The organism is Paraburkholderia sp. SEWSISQ10-3 4, from assembly GCF_030464785.1.
Taxonomy (GTDB): domain Bacteria; phylum Pseudomonadota; class Gammaproteobacteria; order Burkholderiales; family Burkholderiaceae; genus Paraburkholderia; species Paraburkholderia aspalathi.
In genome coordinates this window covers 112,463-124,889 of sequence record NZ_JALPRI010000013.1, presented here as the reverse complement: position 1 = coordinate 124,889, position 12,427 = coordinate 112,463, and the positions used below count along the sequence as shown (strand labels likewise).

Sequence of the window (12,427 nt, the reverse complement as noted above, 5' to 3'; positions counted from 1 at the left end):
ATGTAGCCCTGACTCATGATTGAAACGACCGACTCGCTGCGCGATTGCCTCGCGCCAGCGAAACTGAACCTCTTCCTGCACATCACCGGCCGCCGGCCGGACGGCTATCACACGCTGCAAACCGTCTTCCAGTTGCTCGACTGGGGCGACATCCTGCACTTCACGCGGCGCGACGACGGCCTCATCACGCGCAGCACTGAGATCGCCGACGTGCCGCCGGAACACGATCTCACCGTGCGCGCAGCAACGCTCCTGAAAGCGCATACCGGCTCGCCCGCAGGTGTCGATATCGAAATCGACAAGCGCCTGCCAATGGGCGCGGGTCTGGGCGGCGGCAGCTCCGATGCGGCCACCACGTTACTCGCGCTGAACCGCCTCTGGAAACTCGATTTGCCGCGACTGGAGTTGCAAGCGCTGGCGTTGAAGCTCGGTGCGGACGTGCCATTTTTTGTTTTTGGGAAAAATGCGTTCGCACAGGGTGTCGGAGAGGCTTTAGACGTTGTACAATTGCCGCCGCGCCATTTCCTGGTGGTGACACCGAGGGTTCACGTTCCAACTGCAGCGATTTTTTCCGAAAAAGCGTTGACAAGAGATTCGAAACCCCTCATAATTACGGACTTTCCTGCAGAACTTAGCTGCAACACTGACTGGCCAGAAAGTTTTGGCCGCAATGACATGCAGCAGGTTGTCGTGGGAAAATACGCGGAAGTAGCGCAAGTGCTGCGATGGTTTGAAGACATCGCACCAGCGCGGATGTCTGGATCAGGTGCAAGTGTATTTGCAGCGTTCCGTAGCAAAGCTGAAGCAGAAGCGGCGCAAGCCAAACTGCCTCGCGAATGGAACAGCGCAGTAACTGCAAGTCTCGATCAGCATCCACTCTTTACTTTCGCGTCATAAGTTTTGCATCGTCGAACGTTCCCTCGTTCGGTGAAGCTCAAAGTTAGTGTAGGGGAGTCGCCAAGTTGGTTAAGGCACCGGATTTTGATTCCGGCATTCGAAGGTTCGACTCCTTCCTCCCCTGCCAAAAATTCTCGCATTTCCCTCGCCCCCAGCCTGAAGTAGGTGCACGATGAGCAGCCATGACGGCCTGATGGTTTTTACTGGCAACGCAAATCCCGCGCTTGCACAGGAAGTCGTCAAAATCCTCGGTATTCCCCTCGGCAAAGCAATGGTCAGCCGTTTCTCGGACGGCGAAATCCAGGTCGAGATTCAGGAAAACGTGCGTGGCAAGGATGTCTTCGTCCTGCAATCCACGTGCGCGCCGGCGAATGACAATCTGATGGAACTGATGATCATGGTCGATGCGCTCAAGCGCGCATCCGCAGGCCGGATCACCGCAGCCATCCCCTACTTCGGTTATGCCCGTCAAGATCGACGCCCGCGTTCGGCGCGCGTCGCCATCTCGGCGAAGATCGTGGCGAATATGCTGGAAATCGCCGGCGTCGAGCGGATCATTACGATGGATCTGCACGCCGACCAGATTCAAGGCTTCTTCGACATCCCGGTCGACAATATCTACGCTACGCCCGTGCTGCTCGGCGATCTGCGCAAGCAGAACTACGAGAACCTGCTGGTCGTTTCGCCGGACGTCGGCGGCGTGGTGCGTGCCCGTGCATTGGCCAAGCAACTGAATTGCGATCTCGCGATCATCGACAAACGCCGCCCGAAGGCGAACGTTGCCGAAGTGATGAACATCATCGGTGAAGTCGAAGGCCGCACCTGCGTGATCATGGACGACATGGTCGACACCGCAGGCACGCTCTGCAAGGCAGCTCAGGTTTTGAAGGAACGCGGTGCGAAGCAGGTGTTCGCTTACGCTACCCACCCGGTTCTGTCGGGCGGTGCAGGCGAGCGAATTGCAGCTTCGGCACTCGACGAACTCGTTGTTACCGATACGATCCCGCTCGGCGAAGAAGCCCGCTCGTGCGCCAAGATCCGTTCGCTGACCAGCGCCGGCCTGCTCGCCGAAACGTTCTCGCGGATTCGCCGCGGCGATTCGGTGATGTCGCTGTTCGCTGAAAGTTAAGTATTTGCGAAGGCGCGGCGCGCATAGCAGTACCGCACGCTGCACTTTTGCACAATTGGCATGAACGAACGAAGGTTCGTGCCATCGCTCTGGGGCCTCAGCCGTAATGGCTTGGAGGCCCCGTTTTTACTGCCTGGTCGCGGGCAGTGCATTGGAGATTCAACATGAAAGTAGTCGCTTTCGAGCGTTCCTTGCAAGGTACGGGTGCGAGCCGCCGCCTGCGTATCTCGGGTAAGACCCCGGGCATCGTATATGGCGCTGGTGCTGAAACGCAATTGGTCGAACTGGACCACAACGCACTCTGGCACGCGCTGAAGAAAGAAGTTTTCCACTCGTCGATCCTCGAACTGGAAGTGGCAGGCAAGTCGCAACAGGTTCTGCTGCGCGACGTGCAATACCACCCGTTCCGTCAGCTCGTGCTGCACGTGGACTTCCAACGTGTCGACGCGAAGAAGAAGCTGCACACCAAGGTGCCGCTGCACTTCATGAACCAGGAAACCAACCCGGCAGTGAAGCTGTCGAGCGCGGTGATCTCGCACGTCCTCAACGAAATCGAAATCGAGTGCCTGCCGTCGGCACTGCCGGAATTCCTCGAAGTTGACCTGGCGACGATCGAAGCTGGTCACTCGCTGCACGCCAAGGACATCGTCCTGCCGGCAGGTGTGGCACTGGTTGCTCACGTTGACGCAGAAAACCCGGTCGTCGCATCGGCAACGATCCCGGCTGGCGCAATCGCCGAAGGCGACGCCGCTGCTGCTGAAGGCGAAGGCGAAACGCCGGCTGCCTAAGTGCCTTTTTGGCGCTGAGCAAGCAATCCTCTCGATCCGTTTCAATGAAACGGTCGATGTGACCCGCCGAGGTTCGCCCCGGCGGGTTTTTTTTCGGTTTTTTTCGGCTCGGTCGCGTTCGGCGCCGAGGCCAGATGGACCTATGCAATCATGATCAAGCTGATCGTCGGGCTCGGCAATCCGGGCGCTGAATACACCGCGACGCGCCACAATGCCGGCTTCTGGCTGGTCGATCAACTGGCGCGCGAAGCAGGCACAACACTACGCGACGAGCGGCGCTTTCACGGTTTCTATGCGAAGGCCCGGCTTCACGGCGAAGAAGTGCATCTGCTGCAACCGCAAACATATATGAACCGCTCGGGGCAGTCGGTCGTGGCGCTCGCGCAGTTCTTCAAGATTCTTCCGGACGAAATTCTGGTCGCGCATGACGAGCTCGACATGCCGCCGGGCAGCGTCAAGCTGAAGCTCGGTGGTGGCAGCGGCGGTCATAACGGGCTGAAGGACATCACCGCGCATCTGTCATCGCAACAGTACTGGCGGCTGCGGATCGGCATCGGCCATCCGCGTGACCTGATTCCCGAAAGCGCGCGAGCCGGCGCCAAACCGGACGTCGCCAATTACGTACTGAAGCCGCCGCGGCGGGAAGAGCAGGACGTGATCGATGCGTCGATCGAACGTGCGTTGGCCGTGATGCCGCAGATCATCAAAGGCGAACTCGAGCGCGCGATGATGCAGTTGCACCGCAATCCCTGAGCGGACCCTGCCCGTATCACCCGTATCGCCATCGACAGGAGAAATCGCTTGAGCCGCTACTGGAGTGACATCGTCCACCGTCTGACGCCGTATGTGCCGGGCGAGCAGCCCGTGGTTGCGCATCCGGTGAAGCTGAACACCAACGAGAATCCCTATCCGCCGTCGCCGCGCGTGCTTGAAGCGATCCAGCAGGAACTGGGCGACGCGGGCGAGTCGCTGCGGCGCTATCCCGACCCGACCGCGCGCAAGTTGCGCGAAACGGTGGCCGCATACCACGGCATTCGCCCGGAACAGGTGTTCGCAGGCAACGGCTCGGATGAAGTGCTCGCGCTCACCTTTCAGGCCTTGCTGAAGCACGACAAACCGCTGCTGTTTCCGGATATCACATACAGCTTCTATCCGACCTACGCGCGGCTCTTTGAAGTCGACTATCGGACCATTGCACTCGACGACAGCTTCGCCATTAATGTCGACGACTACACGACGCCTAACGGCGGCATCCTGTTCCCGAACCCGAACGCGCCGACCGGACGACCGCTGCCGCTCGCCGATATCGAGCGTCTGGTGGCGAGAAATACCGAATCGGTCGTGGTGATCGACGAGGCCTATGTCGATTTCGGCGCTGAATCGGCCATCACGCTGATCGACCGCTATCCCAACCTGCTGGTGATACAGACGGTATCGAAGTCGCGTTCGCTCGCTGGCATGCGAGTCGGCTTCGCGTTCGGCAATCCGGAACTGATCGACGCACTGAACCGCGTGAAGGATAGCTTCAACTCGTATCCGCTCGACCGCCTGGCGCAAGTCGCGGCCATCGCTGCATACGAGGACGATGCATGGTTCCGAGACACCTGCGCCAAAGTGATTGCGAGCCGTGAGCGGTTGGCGGCAGGCTTGACGGCACTGGGCTTCGAGGTGGTGCCGTCGGCGGCGAATCTGCTGTTCGCGCGTCACGAAGGCTACGACGCAGCGACGCTCGTGGCACGGCTAAGGGAAAAGGAAATTTTCGTGCGCCATTTCAAGGCGGCACGAATCGACCAACATCTGCGAATCTCGGTCGGCACTGACGCCGAATGCGACATTCTGCTGGACGCACTGCGCGACATTTTCAGCGCTTACGTCGGGTAACGATGGGATAGCGAGCGATCGGGACAAGCTCGCGAGCGACAGACATAGAGCGTTGCCACAAAAGAAAACGGCGAGGCAGCCGCCTCGCCGTTCTCCATCATCCAATGCTCACGCGCCCTTCGCTGCCTGCAGCGCGTGGTACTTCGCCATCAGACCTTCCGCCGATTCCAGATGCTCGGGGTCGCGCGGAATGCACTCGACTGGGCACACCTGAATACACTGGGGTTCGTCGAAATGGCCGACACACTCGGTGCATTTCTTCGGGTCGATCACGTAGATTTCCGGGCCCATCGAAATTGCGTCGTTCGGGCACTCGGGCTCGCACACGTCGCAATTGATGCACTCGTCGGTAATCATCAAGGCCATACTTCTCTCACTTCGCGCCGGCCGAAGCCAGCTTTGATCCGTCAATCCGACAGTTTACGCCGGTTACGGTTGTCCCGCCGAGACGCCGTCATTCGGATCCAGCGCGGCAACCTTTTCCTTCAGCCATTTTTCGACCGACGGGAACACGAACTTGCTGACGTCGCCGCCCAGTTGCGCGATTTCACGCACGATGGTGCCGGAGATGAACTGGTACTGATCGGACGGCGTCATGAACATGGTTTCGACGTCCGGCAGCAGATAGCGGTTCATGCCGGCCATCTGGAACTCATATTCGAAGTCCGAGACGGCTCGCAGGCCACGCACGATCACCCGGGCGTTATTGCTGCGGACAAAGTCCTTCAATAGCCCTTTAAAGCTCATCACCTGAACGTTCGGGTAGTGCCCGAGCACTTCGTGAGCGATGTCGAGACGCTCTTTCAACGTGAAGAACGGCTTCTTGTTGCGGCTGTCGGCAACGCCCACCACCAGCGTGTCGAAAATGCTCGACGCGCGCCGAACGAGGTCTTCGTGACCGCGCGTCAGCGGGTCAAATGTGCCCGGGTACACGGCGACTACCATGAGACTTCTCCTCTCTTCAGACAAATGGGCACGTCAAAGCGTCCGCGTGACGCATTTGGCACCGACCGCACGCGTGACGGTAACCGTCCGCGGCTTGTTTTGGAACGCGCATTATTCCTTATTTTCGCGCTGCAGCAAATGAAAGTGGACAGCGCCCGCTTTGCCTTGCCGCACGATTTCCCAACCGGCGAGCGTCTCGTTCCCATCGAGTTCGAGCGCGTCGCCGGCTTCCACGTACAGAAAACCTTCCGGGCTCAGCAGCGGCACGGCCAGCGCGAGCGCCTTATCGAGCAGATCGCCGTCGAACGGCGGATCGAGGAAAACCACGTCGAACGATCCGGGGGCGAGACTCGCCGCGAGGCGCAAGCCGTCGGCTTCCGCGATTTCGATCGTACGCGCCGCGAGGCGCTCCTGGTTCGCGCGCAGCTGGCTTGCGGCCCGCGCATTGCGCTCGACCATCAACACCCGCGCGGCGCCGCGCGAGGCAGCTTCGAAGCCAAGCGCACCGCTGCCGGCAAACAGATCGAGGCAACGCTGGCCGTCCAGCCGTTGGCCGAGCCAGTTGAAGAGCGTCTCGCGTACGCGGTCGGGCGTGGGGCGCAGGCCGTCGAGGTCGAGCACGGGCAGCGGTGTGCGCTTCCAGTCGCCGCCGATGATACGGATGGCGTGCGGCTTGCCGCCTTTGGACGAAGCGCCGTGGGCGCGTGAAGGAGCAGAACGGGGCATGCAGTTTCGATTACGTTATTAGGGCGCCCGCGACGCCGATGCGTGCGGACTGGAGCGCCAACGTTACCACAGGGGCGCCTGGCGTCCAGCCTGGCCGTTCGGCCAATACGACGGGTGGCGGCGCGCCTGATAAAATGTGCGGCTTCCAGCGCCTTGCATCCCGCATCGCAACGCTGCCTGCCGCTCCCACGGGCCCGTCCCGGCTGCGCGCATCGGCGCGCGCTCTCACCACGCCAGATCATGTTCAGCTTTTTCAAACGATTCAAGGGTTCGAAAGAGTCCGATAACGCGCCAGAAGAATCGCAGACAGCGCCGGAAGCCCTAGCGCCCGAACCCGCCGTAGAGGCGCCGCAAGCGCCCGTCGCGCCGTCAGCGCCGCAGCCGGTGGCTCCGGTTCGCGTCGATACGCAGCCGGCTGCCGCGACGTCCGCCAATGAGCCCGAAGCCGAAGCACCCGCGCTCGAAACCGTCGAAATCGTCCCGCCGCCTATGCAGGACGCGAACGCAAAGCGCTCGTGGCTCACGCGTCTGAAGACCGGTCTGTCGAAAACGAGTTCGAGCCTGACCGGTATTTTCGTCGGCACGAAGATCGACGAGGATCTGTACGAAGAGCTCGAAACCGCGCTGCTGATGTCGGATGCGGGCGTCGAAGCCACCGAATTTCTGCTCGAATCGTTGCGCGAAAAAGTGCGCGCCGAACGCCTCACCGATCCTCAGCAGGTGAAAACAGCGCTGCGCACGCTGCTGATCGACCTGCTCAAGCCGCTGGAAAAATCGTTGATGCTCGGCCGCGCGCAACCGCTGGTCATGATGATCGCGGGCGTCAACGGTGCGGGCAAGACCACCAGCATCGGCAAGCTCGCCAAGCATCTGCAAAGCTTCGAGCAGTCGGTGCTGCTGGCTGCCGGCGACACCTTTCGCGCCGCCGCGCGCGAGCAGCTCGCAATCTGGGGCCAGCGCAACAACGTGACGGTCGTGTCGCAGGAAAGCGGCGATCCGGCCGCCGTGATTTTCGACGCGGTTGGCGCCGCGCGTGCGCGCAAGATCGACGTCATGATGGCGGACACGGCCGGCCGTCTGCCGACGCAACTTCATCTGATGGAAGAACTGCGCAAGGTGAAGCGCGTGATCGGCAAGGCGCAAGACGGCGCGCCGCATGAAGTGTTGCTGGTAATCGATGCGAACACCGGCCAGAACGCCCTCGCGCAAGTAAAAGCCTTCGACGACGCGCTCGGCCTCACCGGCCTGATCGTCACCAAGCTCGACGGCACCGCGAAGGGCGGCATTCTCGCCGCGATTGCGCGTCAGCGTCCGATTCCGGTGTACTTTATCGGCGTCGGTGAAAAGGTAGAGGACTTGCAGCCGTTCAGCGCGGAAGAGTTTTCGGACGCGTTACTGGGCGGTTGAACACAGCGACGTTCGTCGCAAAACAAGCAAAAAGGGCGCTCTTCCGAGCGCCCTTTTTTTCATTCAAGCCACAGCATCATTCCGCGTCGGGCTGAACACCAGGCGCTGCGCGAGCGAACGCGTCGATCTGCATCGCGTGTTCGTAGATTCGCTGAATCGTCGGAAACTTCGCCGTATCCACCTTGAAGCGCTGAGCGTTGAACACCTGGGGAATCAGACAGGCGTCAGCCAGTGTCGGCGTGTCGCCGAAACACAGCTTGCCGGTGCGCGAATCGCCCGCCAGATGTGCATCGAGCGTCGCAAAGCCTGCTTCGACCCAATGCTTGTACCACGCGTCTTTCGCGTCGTCGTCGACACACAGCGTGTGTTTCAGGTATTTCAAAACGCGCAGATTGTTCAGCGGATGGATCTCGCACGCCACCTGCAGCGCCACCGAACGCACATAGGCGCGCTCGGCCGGCGTGCCGGGCAACAGCGGCGGCTCCGGATGCGTTTCCTCCAGATACTCGATGATCGCGAGCGATTGCGGCATCACTTCGTTGCCATCGACGAACGTGGGTACGATGCCGTCCGCATTCACCTTGCGATACTCCGGCTTCAGCTGCTCGCCGCCGTCGCGCACGAGGTGCACCGGCACATAGTCGTACGGCAGGCCCTTCAGGTTCAGCGCGATGCGCACGCGATAGGACGCCGAGCTTCGGAAATAGCTGTAGAGCTTCATGTTATGTGTCTCCTCCCACCGCGCTTCAGACGACGCGTACGCTGAGCTCGCCGAGCCCGTCCACACCGCCCTTCATGAGGTCGCCCTGCACCACCGCGCCGACGCCTTCGGGCGTGCCGGTGAAAATCAGATCGCCCGGTTGCAGTTCGAACAGCGTCGACAGATAGGCAATCGTCTCGGCCACCGACCAGATCAGTTGCGACACATCCGAATTCTGTTTTTCCTCGCCGTTCACCGACAACCAGATCGCGCCCTTGCCGACATGGCCGACTGTCGTGACTGGATGGACTGGACCGAGCGGCGCCGAGTGATCGAAGCCCTTCGCGGTATCCCAGGGACGGCCCAGCTTCTTCGCTTCGGCCTGCAGATCGCGGCGTGTCATGTCGAGACCGAGCGCATAACCGTACACGTGGTCGAGCGCGCTTTCGGCCGGAATGTTCTTGCCGCCTTTGCCGATCGCCGCCACCAGTTCCATCTCGAAGTGGACGTTCTTCGATTGTGAGGGATAGGGGAATTCGCCGGTCGCACCCGGCGCGACATACAGCACGGCATCGGCCGGTTTGGCAAAGAAGAACGGCGGTTCGCGGTCAGGATCGTGCCCCATCTCGCGCGCGTGCGCCTCGTAGTTGCGGCCCACACAGTAGATGCGACGCACCGCGAACTGCTCGCTGGACCCCACGACCGGCACCGCAACGACCGGTGCGGGTGCAAATACGTAACTCATCCCGTTCTCCGTTTCTGGATTGTGCCGCGCCCGCGCGGCGATAAAACATCGAGTGTAACGCGCGGCAAAGCGCCGCGCAGCGGATCGGCACCGGCACGCGCGGACCGGCGATTCCGCCGCATCGTCTCACGGGATCGCCGGCCCGCCGGACCGCCTCGTCGCTATAGATGCGATACTCACACTGGATAGCGTCCTTTGAATTCCCTGGCCGACCGCCCAAGGCGGCACGCCCTCGTCCCACTGCGCCCGATGACCGACTCCGCCGACACCGCCAATTTTTTTCCCTGCGCCCGCTATATCAAGGAAATCGGCCGCGGCCCGAACGGCGCCCGCGCGCTGACTGCCGAAGATACGCGCACGCTTTACACCGCGATGCTCGACGGCCGCGTGGCCGATCTCGAACTCGGCGCCGTGCTGCTAGCGTATCGCGTGAAAGGCGAAACGGCCGACGAACTCGCCGCCATGCTGGCCGGCGCGCAGGCGTCGTTCGAACCGCTTCATCTGCCGCACGCGGCATTCCGGCCCGTGTCGATACCCACGTACAACGGCGCGCGCAAGCAGCCCAACCTGGTGCCGCTGCTCGCGCTGCTGCTGGCGCGCGAAGGTGTGCCGGTGCTGGTGCATGGCGTCACGGAAGATCCGGGCCGCGTGACGAGCGCTGAAATCTTCACACATCTGCAGATTCCGCACGCGCGATCGCACGCCGACATCGAAGACGGTCTCGCCGAGCGCCGTCTCGCATTCGCACCGATCGAGGTACTCGCGCCGAAGCTCGCGCACCTTCTCTCGCTGCGCCGGCGGATGGGCGTACGCAATTCAACGCACACGCTCGTGAAAATTCTGCAGCCGTTCGCGCCCGCCGGGCTGCGGCTCGTGAACTATACGCATCCGCCATATCGCGACAGTCTCACCCAACTGTTCAACACGCACCCGGCCGCCGCGGAGGGCGGCGCCCTGCTCGCGCGCGGCACCGAAGGCGAAGCGGTGGCCGACACGCGCCGCCAGGTGCAAGTGGATTGGCTGCACGACGGCATCTGCGAAACGCGTGTGCCGCACGAGCGCTCGTCGCCCGACGCGCCTGAAGTCGACTTGCCCGAAGCTCGCGACGCCGCGACCACAGCCGCCTGGATCGACGCCGTGTTGCGCGGCGAAGCGCCTGTCCCGAGCGCGATCGAACGGCAAGTGGAGCTGATCGTCGACGTCGCGAAAATACCCGTGTGACGTGCGCGGCGTGAGTGCAACAAAGTGCTTGCGGCATAGCCCGCACGCGCCATGATGACGGCCGCGGGTTGACACGCCGCGGCGAGCCGTCATACATTAGACGCATGCGTTCCCTTCCGAACACCCTCCGAATTACCTCCGGCCGCCTAGCGCGGCCCCTATCGCTACGTCTAGCGTAAGTCAGACGTAGCGCCGCGCGTTGGCAGCCTGAATCATCCAGATTAGTTGCCCAAAGCGCGGTCTTCAAAGCAGCTCCCCGCAGTTACTGTCTCACCCCCGACCGTAGTTCTTCACAACCTGTAGTCGTTTGCGTTCGTCCGTTTACCCTTCGGACGAGGCGCGAGGGTCAATTTCATGTTGCGCAATCCCGCTGAAAAATACCGCCCCTTTCCCGCAGTGCGCCTCACCGGGCGCAAATGGCCGAGCCGCACGATCAACCAGGCGCCGATCTGGATGAGCACCGATCTGCGTGACGGCAATCAGGCGCTCATCGAGCCGATGAATGCCGCGCAAAAGCTCGAATTCTTCGAGATGCTGGTGGCGATCGGCTTCAAGGAGATCGAAGTCGGTTTCCCGTCGGCCTCGCAAACCGACTTCGATTTCGTGCGCAAGCTGATCGAAGAAAAACGCATTCCCGACGACGTGACGATTGAAGTGTTCGTGCCCTCACGCGCCGAACTGATTGCGCGCACGTTCGAATCGCTGGAGGGCGCGCCGCGCGCCATCGTGCACCTGTACAACGCAATCTGCCCGTCGTTTCGCAAGATCGTCTTCAACCAGTCGAAGGAGCAGATCAAGGCACTGGCGGTGGAAGGCACACGCCTCATCAAGGAACATGCGCAGGCGCGGCCCGACACGCACTGGACGTTCCAGTATTCGCCCGAAACCTTCAACGCGACCGAACTCCCCTACGCGCGCGAAGTATGCGACGCAGTCGCGCAGACCTGGCGGCCCACGCGCGACCACAAGATGATCGTCAACCTGCCCGCGAGCGTCGAGGCCGCGACACCGAACGTGTTCGCCGATCAGATCGAATGGATGGACCGCAATCTCAGCTATCGCGACAGCATCGTGCTGTCGGTGCATCCGCATAACGATCGCGGCACCGCCGTGGCCGCTACGGAACTGGCGCTGCTGGCGGGCGCGGATCGCGTCGAAGGGTGTCTGTTCGGCAATGGCGAGCGCACCGGCAACATGGACCTCGTTACGCTCGCGATGAACCTTCACGCGCAGGGCGTCGACCCGGGCCTCGATTTTTCAGACATCGATGCGGTGCGGCGCGTGGTCGAGCGCTGCAATCAGATTCCGGTGCATCCGCGGCATCCGTATGCGGGTGATGCCGCAAAGCGGCCGGTGTGGAGCGATGAGGATCTGCAGCGCGTAGCTGCCTGAGTGACTTGAGACGGGGCGGAGCCGCCCTCCCCGTTTGGACCGCATTAGCGGCGGCGCAACTGCATCAAAACCCGCCTGACCGACCCACCAGGCGGCCAATTCAGCATGAGCGGTGCAACCCGCCTGCTCTTGCCGTTCGAGCGCTCACAAGGCGCTCACCCACTGCGACTGGCGAAACGGAGTGAGCTCAAAAAGCTCACTCGATCGCGCAACGCGTCGCCTGCCAGGCAATCAGACGCCATTGCCCGTCTTCCTGTGTGTGAATCGCCGTGTACGCAATCGGAAACAGCAGCGCGCCATTGTTCGCTTCCATTTCGATCAGCGCGCGCCCCGTGACGACGCAGGTCTCGCGCCCCACCGGCAGCACATCTTGCGACTGCACCTCGATCTGCCGATAGCGGCGGCGCCCAGCGGTAATACCGTCGATGAACTGTCGCTTCGTTTCGCGCTTGCCGTTCGTATGGACATAGCTCACGTTGTCCGCGAGCAGCGCATCGAGCGACTGCCCGTCGCCGTCGACCATCGCACGGAAGCGCTCGCGCTCGAGCCCGCGAATCGCTTCGATTATCTTTGCCGCCATTGCTCAGCCCCTTGCA

The 12,427-nt window shown here is 61.9% G+C and carries 13 protein-coding genes, 1 tRNA gene and 1 pseudogene; 9 read left to right on the top strand and 6 right to left on the bottom strand.

The genetic code is table 11. The features are described from left to right. The first annotated feature begins 15 nt into the window (after nt 1-15). From ispE to hisC, 6 genes are all read left to right on the top strand, one after another. Nucleotides 16-897 (top strand): 4-(cytidine 5'-diphospho)-2-C-methyl-D-erythritol kinase, encoded by an 882-nt coding sequence (gene ispE / locus M0D68_RS23065; RefSeq protein WP_266225433.1) that lies wholly within the window; start codon nt 16-18, stop codon nt 895-897. Between the two features lie 50 nt (nt 898-947). After that, a tRNA-Gln gene (locus M0D68_RS23060) sits at nt 948-1,024 on the top strand. A gap of 45 nt (nt 1,025-1,069) precedes the next feature. After that, nucleotides 1,070-2,026 carry a ribose-phosphate pyrophosphokinase gene (locus M0D68_RS23055; RefSeq protein ID WP_006048037.1) on the top strand — a complete coding sequence of 319 codons (957 nt, stop codon included), beginning with the start codon at nt 1,070-1,072 and terminating at the stop codon, nt 2,024-2,026. 164 nt (nt 2,027-2,190) lie between these two features. Then, complete coding sequence (locus tag M0D68_RS23050; RefSeq protein ID WP_093643696.1) at nt 2,191-2,814, top strand: 50S ribosomal protein L25/general stress protein Ctc; 624 nt, start codon at nt 2,191-2,193, stop codon at nt 2,812-2,814. 150 nt (nt 2,815-2,964) lie between these two features. Beyond that, entirely contained in the window at nt 2,965-3,567 is a 603-nt protein-coding gene (gene pth / locus M0D68_RS23045; protein ID WP_054035803.1) for an aminoacyl-tRNA hydrolase, read from the top strand. A gap of 48 nt (nt 3,568-3,615) precedes the next feature. Next, nucleotides 3,616-4,695 carry a histidinol-phosphate transaminase gene (gene hisC, locus M0D68_RS23040; RefSeq protein ID WP_211706570.1) on the top strand — a complete coding sequence of 360 codons (1,080 nt, stop codon included), beginning with the start codon at nt 3,616-3,618 and terminating at the stop codon, nt 4,693-4,695. Between the two features lie 108 nt (nt 4,696-4,803). On the opposite strand, the gene M0D68_RS23035 is transcribed toward hisC, so the two are convergent. The 3 genes from M0D68_RS23035 to rsmD form a co-directional block, all read right to left on the bottom strand. After that, a complete protein-coding gene (locus M0D68_RS23035; protein ID WP_093643699.1) occupies nt 4,804-5,061 on the bottom strand; it encodes a YfhL family 4Fe-4S dicluster ferredoxin in 258 nt (85 codons plus the stop codon). A gap of 63 nt (nt 5,062-5,124) precedes the next feature. Beyond that, entirely contained in the window at nt 5,125-5,640 is a 516-nt protein-coding gene (gene coaD, locus M0D68_RS23030) for a pantetheine-phosphate adenylyltransferase (RefSeq protein ID WP_028199075.1), read from the bottom strand. A gap of 111 nt (nt 5,641-5,751) precedes the next feature. Further along, nucleotides 5,752-6,366: a 16S rRNA (guanine(966)-N(2))-methyltransferase RsmD gene (rsmD, locus tag M0D68_RS23025; RefSeq protein ID WP_154564550.1), complete on the bottom strand. Its 615-nt coding sequence runs from the start codon at nt 6,364-6,366 to the stop codon at nt 5,752-5,754. Between the two features lie 240 nt (nt 6,367-6,606). Between rsmD and ftsY the strand changes: the two genes are divergently transcribed. Continuing rightward, nucleotides 6,607-7,773 carry a signal recognition particle-docking protein FtsY gene (gene ftsY / locus M0D68_RS23020; RefSeq protein WP_266225429.1) on the top strand — a complete coding sequence of 389 codons (1,167 nt, stop codon included), beginning with the start codon at nt 6,607-6,609 and terminating at the stop codon, nt 7,771-7,773. Between the two features lie 76 nt (nt 7,774-7,849). Here the strand turns inward: ftsY and maiA are convergent, their stop codons facing one another. After that, nucleotides 7,850-8,494, bottom strand: coding sequence for a maleylacetoacetate isomerase (gene maiA / locus M0D68_RS23015; RefSeq protein ID WP_175052015.1), 645 nt, complete (start codon nt 8,492-8,494; stop codon nt 7,850-7,852). A gap of 25 nt (nt 8,495-8,519) precedes the next feature. Further along, a complete protein-coding gene (locus tag M0D68_RS23010) occupies nt 8,520-9,218 on the bottom strand; it encodes a fumarylacetoacetate hydrolase family protein (protein WP_211702887.1) in 699 nt (232 codons plus the stop codon). Nucleotides 9,219-9,467: 249 nt separating this feature from the next. Here M0D68_RS23010 and ybiB point away from each other — a divergent pair, with 249 nt between their 5' ends. Both ybiB and M0D68_RS23000 read left to right on the top strand, forming a co-directional pair. Next, nucleotides 9,468-10,439: a DNA-binding protein YbiB gene (ybiB, locus tag M0D68_RS23005; protein ID WP_093643708.1), complete on the top strand. Its 972-nt coding sequence runs from the start codon at nt 9,468-9,470 to the stop codon at nt 10,437-10,439. A gap of 354 nt (nt 10,440-10,793) precedes the next feature. Then, nucleotides 10,794-11,777 (top strand): annotated as a pseudogene (locus M0D68_RS23000) (2-isopropylmalate synthase); the annotation flags it as partial. Between the two features lie 250 nt (nt 11,778-12,027). Here the strand turns inward: M0D68_RS23000 and M0D68_RS22995 are convergent. Next, nucleotides 12,028-12,411, bottom strand: a complete 384-nt coding sequence (locus tag M0D68_RS22995; RefSeq protein WP_093643712.1) for a nuclear transport factor 2 family protein — start codon at nt 12,409-12,411, stop codon at nt 12,028-12,030. Nucleotides 12,412-12,427 lie beyond the last annotated feature (16 nt).